Origin of the sequence: Sphingobacterium sp. 2149 (assembly GCF_031455655.1) — a bacterium.
Classification (GTDB): Bacteria; Bacteroidota; Bacteroidia; order Sphingobacteriales; family Sphingobacteriaceae; genus Sphingobacterium.
The window spans coordinates 210,309-227,665 of record NZ_JAVDTD010000006.1; the positions used below are offsets into that span (position 1 = coordinate 210,309).

General features: G+C 39.8%; 15 protein-coding genes. 10 read left to right on the top strand and 5 right to left on the bottom strand.

Annotation, left to right across the window (positions count from 1 at the left end):
* Positions 1-1,052 precede the first annotated feature (1,052 nt).
* The 6 genes from J2X77_RS10735 (at position 1,053) to J2X77_RS10755 (ending at position 5,189) form a co-directional block, all read left to right on the top strand.
* Entirely contained in the window at positions 1,053-1,556 is a 504-nt protein-coding gene (locus J2X77_RS10735) for a helix-turn-helix domain-containing protein (protein WP_209577919.1), read from the top strand.
* A gap of 444 nt (positions 1,557-2,000) precedes the next feature.
* Positions 2,001-2,297 (top strand): C10 family peptidase, encoded by a 297-nt coding sequence (locus J2X77_RS10740; protein ID WP_310080773.1) that lies wholly within the window; start codon positions 2,001-2,003, stop codon positions 2,295-2,297.
* Between the two features lie 7 nt (positions 2,298-2,304).
* A complete protein-coding gene (locus J2X77_RS10745; RefSeq protein WP_209577918.1) occupies positions 2,305-2,772 on the top strand; it encodes a hypothetical protein in 468 nt (155 codons plus the stop codon).
* 109 nt (positions 2,773-2,881) lie between these two features.
* Positions 2,882-3,088: an IS3 family transposase gene (locus J2X77_RS23740; protein WP_409050311.1), complete on the top strand. Its 207-nt coding sequence runs from the start codon at positions 2,882-2,884 to the stop codon at positions 3,086-3,088.
* Between the two features lie 401 nt (positions 3,089-3,489).
* Positions 3,490-4,215 carry a DUF6088 family protein gene (locus tag J2X77_RS10750; RefSeq protein ID WP_310080704.1) on the top strand — a complete coding sequence of 242 codons (726 nt, stop codon included), beginning with the start codon at positions 3,490-3,492 and terminating at the stop codon, positions 4,213-4,215.
* Complete coding sequence (locus tag J2X77_RS10755; RefSeq protein WP_209577916.1) at positions 4,212-5,189, top strand: nucleotidyl transferase AbiEii/AbiGii toxin family protein; 978 nt, start codon at positions 4,212-4,214, stop codon at positions 5,187-5,189. Before J2X77_RS10750 ends, J2X77_RS10755 begins: the two co-directional genes overlap by 4 nt.
* Before the next feature lie 271 nt (positions 5,190-5,460).
* Here J2X77_RS10755 and J2X77_RS10765 read toward each other — a convergent pair whose 3' ends face one another.
* On the bottom strand, positions 5,461-5,769 hold the full coding sequence (locus J2X77_RS10765; protein WP_293884641.1) for a hypothetical protein: 309 nt from the start codon (positions 5,767-5,769) through the stop codon (positions 5,461-5,463).
* Positions 5,770-5,800: 31 nt separating this feature from the next.
* Positions 5,801-6,829, bottom strand: coding sequence for a hypothetical protein (locus J2X77_RS10770; protein WP_310080708.1), 1,029 nt, complete (start codon positions 6,827-6,829; stop codon positions 5,801-5,803).
* 424 nt (positions 6,830-7,253) lie between these two features.
* Between J2X77_RS10770 and J2X77_RS10775 the strand changes: the two genes are divergently transcribed.
* The 4 genes from J2X77_RS10775 to J2X77_RS10790 all read left to right on the top strand — a co-directional run bounded on the left by J2X77_RS10775 (position 7,254) and on the right by J2X77_RS10790 (position 10,557).
* Positions 7,254-7,949: a hypothetical protein gene (locus J2X77_RS10775; RefSeq protein WP_310080711.1), complete on the top strand. Its 696-nt coding sequence runs from the start codon at positions 7,254-7,256 to the stop codon at positions 7,947-7,949.
* Positions 7,946-9,034 (top strand): hypothetical protein, encoded by a 1,089-nt coding sequence (locus J2X77_RS10780; protein ID WP_310080712.1) that lies wholly within the window; start codon positions 7,946-7,948, stop codon positions 9,032-9,034. Before J2X77_RS10775 ends, J2X77_RS10780 begins: the two co-directional genes overlap by 4 nt.
* A 402-nt stretch (positions 9,035-9,436) precedes the next feature.
* Positions 9,437-10,177 carry a MauE/DoxX family redox-associated membrane protein gene (locus J2X77_RS10785; RefSeq protein WP_209577911.1) on the top strand — a complete coding sequence of 247 codons (741 nt, stop codon included), beginning with the start codon at positions 9,437-9,439 and terminating at the stop codon, positions 10,175-10,177.
* A gap of 29 nt (positions 10,178-10,206) precedes the next feature.
* Positions 10,207-10,557 carry a hypothetical protein gene (locus J2X77_RS10790; RefSeq protein ID WP_157698389.1) on the top strand — a complete coding sequence of 117 codons (351 nt, stop codon included), beginning with the start codon at positions 10,207-10,209 and terminating at the stop codon, positions 10,555-10,557.
* Positions 10,558-10,616: 59 nt separating this feature from the next.
* Here the strand turns inward: J2X77_RS10790 and J2X77_RS10795 are convergent, their stop codons facing one another.
* Genes J2X77_RS10795 through J2X77_RS10805 form a run of 3 tightly spaced genes read right to left on the bottom strand, consistent with a single transcriptional unit; the run spans position 10,617 to position 17,246 of the window.
* Positions 10,617-11,972 (bottom strand): RagB/SusD family nutrient uptake outer membrane protein, encoded by a 1,356-nt coding sequence (locus tag J2X77_RS10795; protein WP_209577909.1) that lies wholly within the window; start codon positions 11,970-11,972, stop codon positions 10,617-10,619.
* A gap of 16 nt (positions 11,973-11,988) precedes the next feature.
* Positions 11,989-15,201, bottom strand: a complete 3,213-nt coding sequence (locus J2X77_RS10800; protein ID WP_209577908.1) for a SusC/RagA family TonB-linked outer membrane protein — start codon at positions 15,199-15,201, stop codon at positions 11,989-11,991.
* Entirely contained in the window at positions 15,201-17,246 is a 2,046-nt protein-coding gene (locus J2X77_RS10805) for a TlpA family protein disulfide reductase (protein WP_209577907.1), read from the bottom strand. Before J2X77_RS10805 ends, J2X77_RS10800 begins: the two co-directional genes overlap by 1 nt.
* Between the last annotated feature and the right edge of the window lie 111 nt (positions 17,247-17,357).

Sequence of the window (17,357 nt, forward strand, 5' to 3'; positions counted from 1 at the left end):
AGATGCCTCAATATATAATTTTGAAAATTTTCTTACTTTTCAAGTACTACGCAAAGGAATTAATTACGGTAGCAGCCCATACGCTAATTGCATATAATCAACATCAAATTTCTCACGTTTCACAAACAAGACTCAGTTGTGTATACCCTGCTTTTTGAGATCATCAACTTCAAGGATTAAGAAAAGTCCGAAAAGCGCCCGTTGCATAGACCCTACACTCTAAATCATCAACATCCATTTGTCATAATTAATTCATTCTGGGAGCGTTGTGTATACCCACAATTAAGATCATTAACATCGCATATCAAGAGGGAAATTAAACTGAACGTTGTGTATACCCCACAATTTATGATCATTAACATCCTCTCGGAAAGAAATAAAAAACCGACCGTTGTGTATACCCCTTCATTTCAATATCATTAACATCCCCTACTCCTAGTATAGTAATAATAATCAAGAACATAGTGTAGAATGTAACCCAAAATTTTCTTAAAAAAGGTATTTAGTGAGTCGCCATTGCGCTCACCCTACGGAATCACAAGATGCCTCCTATCCTATTCAAACCGATCGACAAAATTTCCGATCGGTCAATATTTTATTTCCCTTTCCAATACCAACAAGTCAAAGAACATCCTCAACGCAAAATAATTACCTTATTTTTGCGCAAACACAACTTTTGAATAAACTCAATACTGAGTCTATTTCAACGATTCAAATAATTTTATTTTTCTTAATCCTATGCTTTGAATGGCAGCACACGTCAATAATAGGGGTTATCAACATAGGATACTAGATACAAATCTACAAAATAGTAATGAGTTTTATTCCGGTGACTTTACTATATTTTTAATACTTAATTTTCTCATTATTTGCATTTTAATCGTACAATAATAGTTTTGCACTATGAGTCCACAATTATTGGTATGGTTCACAGTTCACATTTAGTTTATCGGCTTTCGTTGAAACAAATATACATAAGAATATTTATTTGCGCAAATAAAATACAAATATTATTATTCAAATTATGCGCAAATAAGTCTTCCATTTGTACTATGGCAGATATTAACGAGAATATACTGGTGGAAATCGGTGAGGAATTGCGCATTCAACGGGAAAAAATATACTATACCCTGAAAGATGTGGCGAATATGACCGGATTGACTACCAATACGGTAGCAGCTATTGAAAGAGGAAAAGGCTCTTCCTTGAACAACTTTATTCTGATCTGCCGTGCGCTGAAAATCCAACCACATAAGATATTCAAAAAAGAGATTGATTTAACGCCGCTCTACAATATCCCACCAGAGTCAAAACGCCGTATCGAACTAACTAAAGAACTGGATGACCTTGTTTATAATTCCAACTTCTTTGAGATACCCCGTCGTGTTTCTGATATCATCCAACAGCTGAATGCCAACAAAGACCAAAGCAATAAATTCTCTGTTTATCTCAGCGGTTACTGTGAGGAAGGAACCTTGGAATATGAAAAACATGGAAATTATAAAGAATACCGAAAAAATCACTCTTCGAAACCTGTTAAGAGGTATAGCGAATAATCGCGTCGAACAATAAAACTACTATTCGGTATTATTGTTTTGTAATCTCCCCTACCTAGCTATATTCAAAACTAAATAATTCCAATCATATGACGAGACAATTTACTCCGGAATTTGCATTTTAAAAACATTGGCACACCATTAACTTATCAGCTGGCAAGCTATGAGAAGGGAAAATTAAAATTTATTGGTCAGCAATTCTTCCTGGATTCACTTGGAAACATTAGATGATATAAGTGTTTAACCTTATCCTGTTTGCAGATTAAAAAAAATAGATAACAACGGATCTGATTTGATTTTTATTAATCTTAAGAGCGAAGATAACTTTCTTTATTTAATGAGTAACAATTTTTAATTTTTATATTTATGTCATTAACCATCAAACAAAATTATTAGAAAAGTTTATTTATACTTAGCTATACTGCCACAAGCTTTAACTATTTAATAGTTGAGAGTGAAATAAAAGCGAATAGACCAGTAATATTAACAGGCTATAGTTCAAAGGCTGGAAATTCATACTCCGGTGGTCATTGTTGGGTGGCAGATGGAGTTCACGAGTATATAAACTGTCCCGAAACTTTGCCGGATGGTTCTACAATTGGAGGAGGCGGATATTTGTGGTTTCACATGAACTGGGGATGGGGCGGTCAGAATAATGGTTGGTTTGGTTATGCAAGTGCAGATTCAGGAAACGGAAACTATCAATATAAACGCGATATGGTCTATTCTATTTACAAATAATATCAATATGAAAAAGTTATTATTAATATTTGCAAGTCTTCTTGCCATTATTGCCTGCAAGAAAACAGAAGCGTTAAATACAAACGTCTATAGTGAAGTACAGTTAACTTTAGTAGATGAAAATGGCGTGAATGTCCTAAATTCAAAACTAACACTTGCTGATCTGGATCTTTATTACGTTACGAGTTCAGGCGAAAAAATCCTGCAAAATAACCCAAACCTCGATCTTTCAAAGAACATGGAAATTACAAATGATGGACAGGATAAAAAACTGCGATTGTTTGTGAACCTAAAGGCTGCGAATAACCAATATGCTGAAAGCATATTAAAAATTAAAGGTTATGATGATGTAACAATCAAGGTTAAGGTTCAGAAAAGCGGCGGTAGCCTTGGGTACTCCGATTTATTTATTAATGAAGAAAACATTTCGATTGATTTGCGATCAAAGCCGCTGAAAGTGCAGCTGAAAAAATAATAGTTTAAAGTACAAAGACCGAGGTGTCAAGCATGGACTTGTCTTCCATTCGGATAGGGGCGTCCAATATGCCAGCGATGAGTTCAGGAAAGTAATTGTAGAAAACAAGATACTTCAAAGCATGAGCAGGAGAGCGAATTGCTGGGACAAAGTAGTGGCTGAAAGTTTTTTCAAGACATTAAAGACAGAAATGGTCTATCATAGAAAATTCGTGGACCAACATTCATCTAAATTGGAGATCTTAGGATATATTGAGGGATTTTACAATACCAAAAGAACACATTCTGCCTATGGTATAAAATCCCTAAGCAGATAAGAGATATTGATGAAAAAGAGAAAAAGTGGCAGCATAAAAAAGTCTCCTATTTTAAGTTGCAATTCCACCAAAAAGCTGTCCATACCTAGTAATTTTAATATCTTTTTGCTCGTTCATGATGAAATCCATATTTTATGATAAAGATGTAAAATTAATGGTATTATAAACACATTAGTCATTGAGGATAATATGGTTGTTTTGGTGTAATTTTAAACAGCAGAGTAGACCAAGCGATAGACAGAAAAAAGTAATTTTCAAGATAATTTCTGAAACAGAATAAAAAAATAAGCAAATAAATATTTTACAAATAATTGATTAACAGATAATATATTTTTATAAATGTCAAGTATTCTATTCCATTTACTTGACAAAAGAATAATATTCACTACCTTTGCAGAGTAATGGGTGTTACACAAAAAATACAGAAACAAATCAGTAAGTTGGCCGACGGAACTACGTTCAAATACGAGCAATTGGATATTGAGCCACAGGAGTTTTCTGCGACAGCCAAAGCCATTGAACGACTGATTGCCAAAGGTGTTATCAAAAGAGTTTCAACAGGTGTGTTTTACAAGCCTAAGAAAACTGTTTTTGGCGAATTAAAACCTAACGAAGAAGAAATTTTAAAACATTACCTTTTTGAAAAAGGCAAACGTATTGCCTACATCACAGGAACTTCGCTATACAACCGTTTGGGTTTAACAACACAAGTTCCAAAGAGTATAAAAATTGCAAGTCGGGATAAACGGATTACCGTTTCAAACGGTAACGTAAAAGCAAGTCCGGTAAAAAGTTATGTGGACGTAACCGATCAAAATTTTTACTTGTTGGAGTTATTGGATTCATTAAAGGATTTCAAAAAAATTCCTGACTTGGATAAAAGTTCTGCAATCAAAATACTTTTAACAAAACTGAAAGAACTCAATTCCACAGAAACAAAACTTTTGATAAAGTGCGGTTTGGCTTATCCGCCACGAGTACGGAGTTTTCTCGGTGCTTTATTGGAAAACATCAACACTGAAAGCGATTTAACTACATTAAAAACAAGTTTAAACCCGCTTTCTGAATATGAATACGGAATTAGCGAAAGACAATTAGCAACCGCAGAAAATTGGAATATAAAATGAAATTACAAGAAAATAAGGAGCTGTTCCAAGATGCCATTATTGCCACATCACAGCAATTAGGCATAAAAGAAATTTATATAGAAAAGGATTATTGGGTGACATTCGCTTTATTCCATATTTTCAAAAATGATATAGGCAAAGACACCGTTTTTAAAGGAGGTACAGCATTATCAAAATGCTTTGAATTGATACAACGGTTTTCGGAAGATATTGATTTGGTCGTGTTGAGAAATGAAACCGAAACGAGAAACCAACTGAAAACAAAAATCAAAAAGATTTCCAAATGCGTTTCAGGTGTACTTCCCGAAATGGACATTGACGGAATTACCAACAAAGTTGGAATGATACGCAAAACAGCACATAATTACCCACGAACTTTCACAGGACATTTTGGACAAGTGCGTGATATTGTCATTGTTGAATCTACTTGGTTAGGGAATTTTGAGCCGTACACAACAGCAAATGTAAGTTCGTTCATTTATGAAATGATGTTGAAAAACAATCAGCAATCACTCATTGACGAATACGGAATGAATGCGTTTGAAGTGTTGGTATTGAACCCAAAAAGAACGTTCTGTGAGAAAATTATGAGCTTGGTGCGTTTTTCTCAAACAAAAGAACCCATTACTGATTTACGAAACAAAATCAGACATACTTACGACATTCATTTGATGTTGAAAAATGAAAATCTAAAATCTTTCTTTCAATCGGACGACTTTGAAACAATGCTTTTGCGAGTAGCAAATGATGACATCGCAAATTTCAAAAACAACAATGAGTGGTTAGCCAATCATCCAAAGACAGCAATTATTTTTTCTGATACGGAAGATACTTGGAATAAAATCAAAGACGCTTACACAGGGAGTTTCAGCGAATTGGTTTTTGGCGAACTTCCACCCGAAAAGGACATACTGAAAACTTTGACAACGGTAGCGGATAGATTGAAACCAATAGAATGGAACATAAAACCATAAGGATGACAGACCATTTCTGCTTTTAAAGTCTTAAAAAAAGCTTTCAGCCATTACATTGTCCCAGCAATTCGCTTTCCTACTCATACTTTGACGTATTTTATTTTCTGCAATTACCTTCCTAAATTCATCACAGGCATACTTGTACACCTCTGTCTGAATGGAAGATAAGGCCATCTTTGACACTTCGGTTTCTAATAGCCATCCTAATGGCTTCTACAGAAGTGTTTGGCTATGGCCTTCTTTAATATATCACATAAAATAGAAGACGGGATTATTCTATCGAAAAATTCCAATTTCCTAATACTTTTGGTATCTCCCAAGATTCGGCTTTGGCCTTATAATCATTAAAGTGACCCTTTTCCCAGGTGGTCATATGGTAACCTTTACAGAACTTACAATAATAAGCCCTTTTGCAGGCGTTTTTACCCATCCTGTGTTTGATACGTTTACCATCCAGTTTGTTCCTCAACCGAGATCTGAACTTAAAATGAAGCATTGCCCATCGCGCCTCAATTAAAGAAGGAAATCCAACTTTACCAGTAGCACGGCATTTCCAGGTATTGTCCCTTACTTTTTCCATAATCTATCTATTAAAGTTTACCTATTCTATTTTATTGCTCTTTTTCTATTGGCACCTGCAACATGACCCATTCCCTGATATGCTTTGCAATCTTGTCGGACACCTCAAAATGGTACCGTCCCTCAAAAGGTATTTTAAGCACGATACGCAACCGGCCCCGTTTCAGTTGGTGGCAAGCTTGGATCATATCCAAGGGTATGGCTTTATCCCGGTCAATCTTCTGTACAAATCCCTTCGTGATATTAACCACCTCCTTTAAGCTGCGCTGCTCGCCACAAGTCAGATTTTCGTCCATCGCACTTCTTAAATAAAGGCTGATCATACCATTTTTATACGTAAAGATCCCCATATCCTTATAGCGTATCTTTTGGGACAAGATTTTATTATTGAGCAGGAATACCTCCTGCTCCAGATCCATGGACCTGCACAGGGTTAAGTCTATTTCATCCAGGAAATCCACCTCCCTATCCTCCCCGGCTGTTTCCAGCATCTCTTTTAGCTCTTCGATGCCCGGAGAAAGCAGCTCGATCTGCTCCTGGAGCTCTCTTGTTTTGGATTCCTGCTCCAGGATAGTTTCTTTCTGTTCTACAATCAATATTCTTTGCCTGTGGTAAACAGCGACGTAGAAATAAACTGTATAGCACATATTCAGGACCAATATGCCACTAAATATGACCATTAAAGGAAACACCAACCATTCCTCCTTCGCCTGTGGATCAGGGCCAATAATCCAGAACAATAAAAATGTCGGAAGTATGCAGCAAAACAATAATTGCATACCGGCGCGTTTTTCCGGGTTAACCAGCCAGTTGTGCTTTTTGTCCAATATCACGATAGCCAATCGTATATAAAAGAAAATAATCGCTACCATCAATACAAAAAATAGATAGCTATAGGCGACAGGCCAGTCTAAAAGCCAGTCCGCCAAGGCGCCGCGATAGCCCAGATACCAACAGAACCCTCCAAAAATGAAAGATGCAATCAATTGCCAGATCCCATCGGGATACTGCACAGTCAATTTCCTATTATCCTGATATCCATTCTTGCTAAAACTTTTCATGTACAAACGTCATTTTAAAAACGCTATTAAAATTCACATCCTTATCAGATTTATACTTTCTTCCTCTATAGCTTTCACCTCTTACGTTTATCCGGCATTACATGACTGCCTAGTGCTGGAGAACTTCCGTGAAAAACTCCCCTATCGAAGAAATTTTTGTATATAAATTTAGCCAATTATTTATTAAAACGGCATCCAACTAACTTCAATCCATGCTTTGACATCGTTTTATGGATCAAATAATTACCCTTCCGGATGGAAATTTACTCCTTTGATGTCTGAAATTGCTCTTTCGTTGTCAGGAAACCGGCCCTTATTGTAAAAAATTGGCCTTCGTTGAAATGAAGCGGATATTCACTAACATTTTGTGCCGTTATGGGTAAATTTAAAGTGTAAAACTTCACTGATTATTAAACGATAGATCATGAGGACGATAAATAAAAAAGAACTGCCACTTAGCCGAAATTATGTATTTATTACCATTGCTGTTCTAGTTACACTATATGGGATTTTCTGGGCACGAACACATGATCAGCGTGTATATAGTATAGGTATCCTGGTATTGCTTATCCCATTCTTGGAAATCCGAGGCCATCAACGCGTCATGCAGCTCTTCTTTATCCTTTTTGTTTGTATTCAGGTTAGTAGCATTGTTTTATATGACCGTCTCCCTTATCAGCTATTGATCAGTTCGCAGCCTTTTTGGACCGCTGTAAAAAAAGGGGTGCCGACAGCCTTTATCATCTGCGCGATGGCCCATCTGTTTTTCTGGAAAAAGACAAATCTTTTCAAACTTTATGGAATTCAATTTCCCATTATGATCATTGCATCTACCTGGTATATCCGTATGCTGCTGATCATGGCGAATTGCCAAAACATCCCAAATGCAAAAGTTGTCCGCATACCTGCCATTGTTATCCAAAAATGTCCCGTGTGCTGTGATATTCATGAGCTACTGCTTTCTTTTGCCTATGCAGAACGGCAGTATCAGCTGCCAATGGATGTGCATCCTAAACTGTATGAAAAAGCAAAAGAAGGCGGGAAGCTCAATCTCCAGCTGCATCCCGGGAGATTTGGCTGGCCATGGTACCATAAAAATATCAAAAGGAGGTACAGATGATCGTAAGTTTACACAAGCTGACCATGCTTATCGAAGCCTTGGATTATCTTGATAACAAAGCTATTCCAAACCATTTGGGTGAGATCACCGAGGCCTGCAATACTAATTTTGCATTGGCACTACAAGCCCATCGGGAGATTATTCAGGTAAATAATGTACGTCCGGCTATCCAAATCTACCATACGCAATTGTTGCGGCTACACGCTTTATTGTATAGCTTCTGTAACGCGCGTCAAATTGTGCGTTCTGCAGCGCTATTTGCCCTAGAAGAATTACTTGAGCGTATCGAACAGCTCTTTAAAAAAGAGCTTGATCCCTGTACGCCGCTGCCGGAGCATTATTATCTGAGGCTGCATGACTATGTATACGAACATATGCCCTATATCCTGGATAGATTGGCTGAGAAAAACATACCGAATGCCTATCTCACCGAGATCCTTTCGGGTATGGACAGCCTATTTGAAAATGGCAAGATTCCCTATATTCAATACCGACATCAGGACTACCTACGCAAAATGATCGAATCACTTTACCAATTGGCTGAAGACGAGCGCCAGAGTAAAAACTGGCATTACCGCTTTTTGATTCTGATGGTCAACTTCAATTTTAACCACATGGGCTTCTTCAACCGCTGGAAAGAATTGTACAATTCAGACCCATCCTTTATGGATGCCCTGTTACGCTTCCCAAAACATTTCTCCTGTATCCCAGACTTTGCGTATGATAGCAACCGTAGAAGCCTGCTGAAGTTGATGCGTGCGTATATGGAGGATGAAAAAAATTCTCCATCAGCAACAGGGCAGGATTATCCCCAACAATTTATTCAAAGCAATTTCAATGGCAAAGAGCTCAAACTTTGGATGCATATATCGGTTAAAGCGAACATTATGTGGTCGTCAGAGAAAAAAGAAGTTGCCGAAGTATTTTCCAGGCTCGTCAAAACACGTGAAGGCACCTTACTTTCTGCGCATAGCCTGATCCGTATGGACAAAAGCGCCGAGTTTCATTCAGCGCTCCGTATTCGCAAAGTGTTGAATACAATGCTTGACGAACTGAATAGACAGTTTCCTGACTTAAATAAATAAAACACAAAAGTTAAAAAAACAGGGGGTATGCCACCGCTACACCTCCTAAACGTGTTCATTCTACCCATCAAAAACAGTCCTGATGAAGCGAAAACCGACTGTTTCACCAAGAATTCTCTCTCCAGCTTTCTACCGCAAAATACATATTCGTTACACCCCACAATTCATTTAGAATAAATAGAAGCCGCTCAACCGGTAGAAATAGGCATTTCAGTACACCTACGCCAGCCTATTTTCCGTACTACCTTTGTTTTACAGCATACGAGAAAGTAGAAGCTGACGCTCAAACAGGCCGCTATATCCAATGAAGGTACAGGTATGGCACCCTGTTTTTAAATCGACGAAAAATAGTAAAAACAGCGATAGGAAATAAAAAATGCCCTGATATAAATAATTAAAGTTATGGAAGCGAATAAAACTGGCAACATCGTATATAAGGTCATCCGGGCAGCAATGATACTTTTTTGGGTCTATGTGGGGATGGAGAAGTTCTGGCAGCTCGGTGCATTCAAGATCGCTCTTGAGCAGCAACCGGTGATCAGTCATCTGGCACCGATACTCTTTTGGCTGCTTCCGCTAGTGGAAATCGGTATTGGCGTATTGCTGGGGATATTATCAACAAGGTTGAGCGCTTGGGGTTGGAAAGTTTCGGCCATATTGATTCTGGTTTTTAGTATGTATATCGGTCTGGGGGTATTGAATGTATATGACAAGAAACCTTGCATGTGTACCAGCTTTCTGAGCAACATTTCCTGGATAAAGCATCTTTTTGTCAATCTCGTCATTCTTGGTCTTTCGATAGCCGGATGGCTATTGCATCGTACTATCGTCAGGTCTGGTGAACGGGAACTGGCGGGCAAAATAAACATAGCATTGTTCCTCATAGGTTTTCTGGCAATGGGAGCCATTATATATGGAAACACAAACGTCAAGCAGACAAATGATAGCTGGCGGAATACGCCTGATAGCATTTACGATTATTGGCAGCCCAATACTGCCAGCAGCCATGCAAAAGGCTTGCTGGCATCCACATACGATCGGTACAGAGGTCCGTACCGACAATTATTTACCAAAAGTTTGCAGGCGGGTACTTTTACTAATCAATTACCGGCTTGCAGTACAGAAAGGAGGGTAGCGTTATGATAACCAAATTTTTAAACAATTATGGCTACATGATATTAGGAGGAGCCATGATTATCGGATTCTCAGCATTTAAAGGTGCTGAAGCTTATGCAGGAAAAAAATTAGATCCTGTGACTATTTACTTCCATGGTGATCCTCAAGATGAGGATCAGGTTAAAGATGCCTCGCGTTGGAATACCACGCCAAATGATGAGGACTGTAACAGTGCAAACGTTATGGCTTGCTCTCAGGTAGTAGATGAATCTGATCTGAATGCTTCAGATCAGCTGAATCCAGCAAAGATTCAGCTTGGCGCTACCGCAACTTCTGGAGGAAACTATATCCCTTCTAGAACCGGTGGCAGCAGCTCAACTACATTTACTCCAATCAATAGGGGATAAATGAAAGGAAGGGGTAGTCCGATCGGACTGCCCCTCCCCTATTTGTAATTACATTTCCTTTATTTCGGATTTTGCTGCATTCCAGTCAATCTAACAATATCTTCAGGAAGAGGAAGTGCATAAGCGTTGGAGTTTGGCTGTAAAGTTATCAATTGCCCATTTAGTTTTCTTGTTATTGAGATCTCCCTTCCCTCCGCATTCAACCGCTTTAGGTCCATCCATCTCAGCCCCCTATACAGCAATTCCTTTCTTCGCTCTTTTAGGATTAAAGCCAGTGCTTCTGTTTTGTCTTTTATCACATAAGGAATAAATGTGCCCACTTTATACCGGTACGCGAGTAGATAGTTTAGGTCTGCCATTCCTGCCTCTACATTTCCCATTCTCACATTGCATTCCGCACGCATAAGATACAGCTCGTCCGTTGCTATTCCCGAAAACATCTTAGAAGATCCTGCGTAACTGCCTTTGAAAGTAGCCGTTCCATCGGCTGCTACTTTGAAGTATGCTGACCTGCGTAAATCATTACTGTCATAAGAACGATACAGGAGCGTATCGGTCAATGCGCGCGAACTTGTCAAATTGATACTTACTAATAATTCAGCATAAAACAATGTTTCCTTATTAAAAATCGTAAATGGGTAGGACGCTGTTATCTTTACTTCCGATAAATTATTAAAATCGAGCAGTTCAGCATTGTATTTTAGGGCTAAATCAACATAATAATGGGCCGAATCATAGACTTGCATCGATAGGTAAGCACGAGCCAATGTAGCATAAGCCGCATACTTATTGGGACGCATGACATGACTGGTTTTCTCAGGAAGCATATGGCTACATTCTTTCAGGTCTGTGATTACTTTTTCGTAGCACTCCGCTATGGATGACCGATAAGATTGCTCATGAAAATCCGAACTGTTCCGCAGCACAATACCCATATCTGTTTTTGATTCTTGGGTATAGGCTTTTGAATAGGTCCATAATAAAGCCAGATATTGGCTCGCCCGATAAAATTTAGCAGAAGCATAAATGGCATCATATTGATTAGCATTAATTTCATCTCGATTGATCTTTTTTATACGGTCCAACACAAGATTGCTATTGTAAACAGTGTTGTAAGAGGAGGACCAGTCATTTCCGAAATTCATATGATCATTCTGCCAGATATAAGTCTGCTGGCCATAGTCAAGCAATGCATCATATGCGGATTGGCTCAGGTAATAATTATCTGCCGAAGCTTCCCCAAAAGAAGGAAACTTCAGATTCATGATCTGGCTATCATCCAATAGCTTTTGTAAGTCGTCCAAGCTATTGGGTACAGCCAAACCATAGTTTGACTGTACCTCTAAATATTTTTGACAGGCGGACAAGAAGAAAACAACTACCCCTAGCCACAATATGTTAAGAAATCTTTTCATCATTTACGTTATTAGATCAATAATCAATTTTTAATCCGATAGAAAATGTCTTCGGTGGACTTAATCGGTACGGAAATTCCGGGTCGATACCAATCTTATTTGCACGCCATAGTACTCCTAGATTGGCCGCGTTTGCCGACAGCCCCATATTAAATGCACGATTTCCGACGGTATACTTACCTTGCCAGGTCAACGAAATATATTCCAGCCGCAGATGATCCCCTTTATAGACATTGATATCGGCATATTGATAGAATGCATCCGACATTGATTTTATAGGATATTTCATACCAGGAACCTGCGTATGCTTTTCATCCCCCGGCTGCTGCCATCGCTGATCAAAGTCCGGGTAGGCCGTACCGTTGGCAAACAATGAAAAATAGGACGTCACAGGACGCCTGACGTAATAGTCTCCCTTAAAACTGACGTTGAAAGAAAAAATCAAAGACTTCCAAGCCAGTGTATTGATTATATTCCCAAAGACCTGAGGTTTGGAGGATCCAAAATAAACGATACTTTCATTTCCCTCCGGCGACGCATTAGCCTGGTTGCGTATGGCTGTATAGTTTGTGCTTAGCTGCCCATCCAGCAGGCCCTGCCCTTCCCCAAATTCATTCAACCCCATCCATTTATAAGCAGCCAATGCGTTCAGTGGTTTACCGACGATCGGTGTGATGGTATTTCCGCTCGAGAGAAAGGATGTGACGCTGTTTTGCAGATTGTAATATTGCGTTGTCTTGTTCCTATTCAGGCTTAATATCATTCGCGTATCCCAGTTGACCTTTCCGCTTATATTCTTTGAATTTAAGTCAATATCAAAACCTTGTCCCCGCATTCCTGCCAAATTCTTGACAACTGTACCCTGTAAGCCCCATGCCGTATAATCGTATTCGCTCAGTCCGTATAAATCTTTGCCTTTCTTTATATAATAGTCAATACGCCCGGACAATCTTCCTTTTCTTACTGAAAAATCCAGACCAAAGTTAGTGGTTACCACTCTTTCCCATTTTAGCAATGGATCGTTCAAGGTGCTTATCTGATAGACCGGATAACTGGTATAGGTTGCCGAACCGATATAGGCAATTGGATCTGGCGACCGTCGTAGATCGACGTTACCACTGGTTCCATAGGTTGTCCTCAATTTTAGATAATCAAACAGGGACAGATTAAAGAAAGCCTCCTTATGAATGTCCCAAGATCCGCCTATGGACCAGAGCGGCGACCATTTATCATTGGTCGATGCACCAAAGATATTAGCGCCGTCTTTACGCAAACTCATCGATAGGCCATAGCGGTCCATAAATCGGTCGCTTATATTGGTATAAAGTGATACAAATCGATTTACATTTTTAAAAAATTGCGGTGCTCCCGGTATCCGTCGCATCCCGTCATCCGGCAATGTTGGAAAGCGCGTTACAAAATCTACCGAAGTGCTTGACATCGGCAGCTCATTGTATCCATAGGCCGTATAGGAATTTGTGTTCGATCTGTTCTCCCGTACTTCGCCACCAAGAATACCGACCAGCAGATGCCGACCAATCGATTTGTTAAAATCAATTTGACCACGTAGCGTGTAAGACCTGCCCTCAGCAGCGGAGTACCGTTTTATACCACCGAGTGGAATGTTATATTTTGTAGCTGTGGTACCCGTACCGATGATGGTAAACTCATTGATCCATTTACGTGCTTCGTAACTTTCCAAGGTATTCAATTCGTTATTTTCTGTACGCTGCTGCTGAATCTGTCCACCGACATTCAGGTGTAGGTAAGGCAATACCTTATATTTCAGGTTCAGGCTCGAAAACCATTCATTATTCTGCCGTCGGTCTTTCGCATATTTGTATTCCGACAGTGGATAGTAATCCCATGGCAGATAACCACTTGTATAGTTTTCTTTCAGATAACTGGCCCTATATTCCTTTTCAAATGGGATTTCAGTTCCATTTTCATTTAGAAACTGAAGATATGGAGCCTGCATGCTGCCATAGCTCAGCGATGAGAATGCAGGTTTGCCATTTCTGCTATCCTGATTGGTATACAGCACATGCAGGTCTAACTGTATATTTTCGGTGGGCCTGAAACTATTGGACAGCTGGATATTGATCTTTCTATCGAAAGCATCCAGTTCGGATTTATTCCCCGTATACCCTATACCAAACCCATACGAATTACGTGTACCGCCGCCCGAGATATTCAAGGCGTGCTGATTGACAAATGGGACATTATAAAAAGCATCCATATAGTTTTGTCTTCCATTTTGCCCCATGAGTTTAGCTATACCTCTGGCCGAATCTGCCGGTGAAATCAGGTTGCGCTTACGTCGATCCAATAGGTCGATCACTGGCGACTGTGCCAGATACGGCTGGTATAGCAATTCCGAATCGTAGTACCCCTTTTCAAAAAGATATTTCTCCACTGCGATAAAATCCGCATTTTGGGGTTGATAGATCTTATTCAGATCGCTATTTTCTTTCAGGATTATCGTATTTGACAATGTTACTTTCGTCTTCTGCTCCTTAGAAAAAGCGCCCTTTTTTGAAGTCATAACGATAACACCGTTCCCAGCTCGGGCTCCCCATATCGCACTCGCTGCAGCATCTTTCAGGATGGAGACACTTTCAATATTATTGGGATCAATATTACTGATATCCCCCTCATAGATAAAGCCGTCTAGTACAATGAGCGGATCCAGGTTTCCGTTAATTGTACTCAAACCTCGAACAGAGATATTCAGTTTCTGCAGATCAGCATTTTGTATCGGCTGATTGTCGAAACGAATTACTGTTGTCATGTTATTGAGCCTATCCAGAATGTTAGTTCCCACCTGCTGACTGAGCATTTTATTATCGACTACATCAATAGCCCCCGTCACCTCATTGGCTTTCAATGTCTGATAACCGGTGCTGACAATAGCCTCTTCCAAATAAATCTCCTTAGCATTTAAAGCCAGCACCTTATGCTTCTCAAAAAATTCGGCAGCCACTGTCCTATCCACGAAACCGACACAACTGATCATTAAAGAATCTTTATGATTACCTACCTGAATAGCAAATTTTCCCTGCAATGAACTTGCAGCCTGAGTATGCAAGGTCTTGTTCCGTATAGATGCCCCCACGAGCTCCCTGCCATCTTTTGCTGAAACAATTGTACCCTGTACCCAAATTTTTTCCTGAGCCTTGCCCATGAAAAACAATACGCTTGTAAAAAGCGCTGTCAACAACACCCTCATTACTTCGTATTTTTAGTAGATACGGTGTAGAAATAAGGATATTCACCATTGTATTGTGTTGGCGTAAGCGTTATGCCATGCTGTTCCAGCGCAGCTATTTTTTCTTTGATAGACAGATCAAGAAAGTTTCCCGGCAAACGCAGATCAATCCGTTCGACACTTTTGCCCTCAAAAATTACCGGCTTGTCCAAAACAGACCTGATAAAACCAATCACACCATTTAGGGGCATATTTTGCATGATCAAAGATTCATTGCCTTTATCCACACTATTCATATACATTCCGCCCTTTGTTTTCCATAGTGGACGCGATACATCCAGGGAAAGTGCGTATGCCGCAACAACACCTTTTTTTCGCTCAACTGCAACATGAAATCGTTGAATCAAAGCATTTCTAAAATAATCGAATGCTAACTCCTGTGTAATACTATCGCGCAGGTAGAGCTGATACCAAAACTGTCCTTTTGTTGTTTTAAAATCGTACATCAGATCGATAAATTCCTTAGTGATACGATCATCAAAAACAAAAAGGCTCGATTGTACCCCTTTGAATGCATCAGGAAAAGCCAGCTGATAACAGGTATTCAGAAAGTAATTACCCACCTGAAACAGTGAATTCCCTTTGCTGTAGGACACAGCGGGATATACACCGAGATAATTTTCTCGATAACCCGACATCACCGAGCAAAATAGAAGTCCTGTTGTATCGACCAAAGGCCGTGTGTTTATCCGGGCAGTATTTTTGATTTCCGATTTTTCAATAAATCGGCTTGACACACCTGTTTTCAAAAAATCCTGAATAATATCCTCCGTGATAGAACTTGCAAATGAATTGAGGACAAATTGCCCCTCGGGATTGATAATCCCTATCGTTGGCAAAGTATTATGCGGAAGAAGTGACGTAAACAAGGTATCATTCAGTATTGTCGGCAATACCGGTGTGTAATTAAAATCCTCTTTATATTTCTTGAATCGCTTTTTTATCCGCTCTGGTGTATCCTTATTCCGCTTGCTGTTAACCATCACAACCTGTACCTTATCCTGAAAGCGCTGCTGGATCAATTCCATGTCGGGAATTCCTTCAATGCAGCTTGGGCAGCCTGTTGACCAGAAGTCTAACAAGATCAACTTCCCTTTCAGATCGGCGAACTTGATTGTTTTCTTTTTTCCATTGAAATAGTTCAGTTCGAGCGACTGGTTCCATACCGCATCCGGGATCTTATCGCCCGGTTTTAGCGCAACGAGACTAGATAGCCCATCGGCCCCGCTGTCCTTGCGGGGCGTCTGAGCTGATAAACTAAACATAGAAACTAAACATAAAAACAAGCATGTCAAAACCATGCGATAGGCACGCTTATAATCTGCAACGAATAAAAAGCATTTTAAAGCCCGCTGAACAACTGGACCTAGTAATCCAAGCAAAGTATTGGCTAGAAACACCAAAGCCTTACAGATCGACTTAAAGAGCCTTAAAACAGATCGTTCCGATTCTACTCCATACGTCAATCTAAAATCTCCCATCTGCTGAAAATCTTCGACCATCTTTTGAGCAATACCAGCCGAATTTTTACATTTCATCGGATTTTCATCGGGTCGGCATCGGGTTTTGATCGGTGTGGCCCGATGAGATCCCGATGAAAACTCGATGCCAATAGCATGAAAGTCAGAAGCTGGGGCGAAGTTGATCAGGCAAAAGTCCGAAGAAGATAATGCCTCTCCCGCTCGTCGACTGACCTTTGGGTCGGCTTCGAGACTTCTTCGGGACATATTCGAGATAGGCTTGGCACTTCTTCGGCTCGGCTTCGGCAGGGCTTCGAGTACGCTTCGACTCCCACCCGAAGCGCAGTCGAACAACAGTCGAAGCGTTCCCGAAGATGAGGCGACGCTGGTACGACGCAGTGTCGAAGGATCCTCGAACAAAAGCCGAAGGCCGCACGACGAATATGCTTTTTTTAGAAGATTCTGAGCGCTAATCTTAAAGCGCTTTTTTAGCAGGATCGATGTATCTTTAAAGTACGTTTTTCCTTGTCTAATTTTCTTACGCAAATTTTGCGTAATTAGTACTATATCTGTGCTTAAGTAGTGCTTCACAGGTACTTGAAATATATAGGTTATATAGCCCCTTAAAAAGGCTAGTAATTGTTGGCTATTCATCAT

What these genes read in the sequence shown, in the direction of transcription:
- J2X77_RS10785 (WP_209577911.1), top strand. Translation starts at nt 9,437, where the DNA reads ATGGAAGCGAATAAAACTGGCAACATCGTATATAAGGTCATCCGGGCA.
- J2X77_RS10750 (WP_310080704.1), top strand. Translation starts at nt 3,490, where the DNA reads ATGGGTGTTACACAAAAAATACAGAAACAAATCAGTAAGTTGGCCGAC.
- J2X77_RS10790 (WP_157698389.1), top strand. Translation starts at nt 10,207, where the DNA reads ATGATATTAGGAGGAGCCATGATTATCGGATTCTCAGCATTTAAAGGT.
- J2X77_RS10755 (WP_209577916.1), top strand. Translation starts at nt 4,212, where the DNA reads ATGAAATTACAAGAAAATAAGGAGCTGTTCCAAGATGCCATTATTGCC.
- J2X77_RS10800 (WP_209577908.1), bottom strand. Translation starts at nt 15,201, where the DNA reads ATGAGGGTGTTGTTGACAGCGCTTTTTACAAGCGTATTGTTTTTCATG.
- J2X77_RS10765 (WP_293884641.1), bottom strand. Translation starts at nt 5,769, where the DNA reads ATGGAAAAAGTAAGGGACAATACCTGGAAATGCCGTGCTACTGGTAAA.
- J2X77_RS10775 (WP_310080711.1), top strand. Translation starts at nt 7,254, where the DNA reads ATGAGGACGATAAATAAAAAAGAACTGCCACTTAGCCGAAATTATGTA.
- J2X77_RS10780 (WP_310080712.1), top strand. Translation starts at nt 7,946, where the DNA reads ATGATCGTAAGTTTACACAAGCTGACCATGCTTATCGAAGCCTTGGAT.
- J2X77_RS10795 (WP_209577909.1), bottom strand. Translation starts at nt 11,972, where the DNA reads ATGAAAAGATTTCTTAACATATTGTGGCTAGGGGTAGTTGTTTTCTTC.
- J2X77_RS10735 (WP_209577919.1), top strand. Translation starts at nt 1,053, where the DNA reads ATGGCAGATATTAACGAGAATATACTGGTGGAAATCGGTGAGGAATTG.
- J2X77_RS10745 (WP_209577918.1), top strand. Translation starts at nt 2,305, where the DNA reads ATGAAAAAGTTATTATTAATATTTGCAAGTCTTCTTGCCATTATTGCC.
- J2X77_RS10770 (WP_310080708.1), bottom strand. Translation starts at nt 6,829, where the DNA reads ATGAAAAGTTTTAGCAAGAATGGATATCAGGATAATAGGAAATTGACT.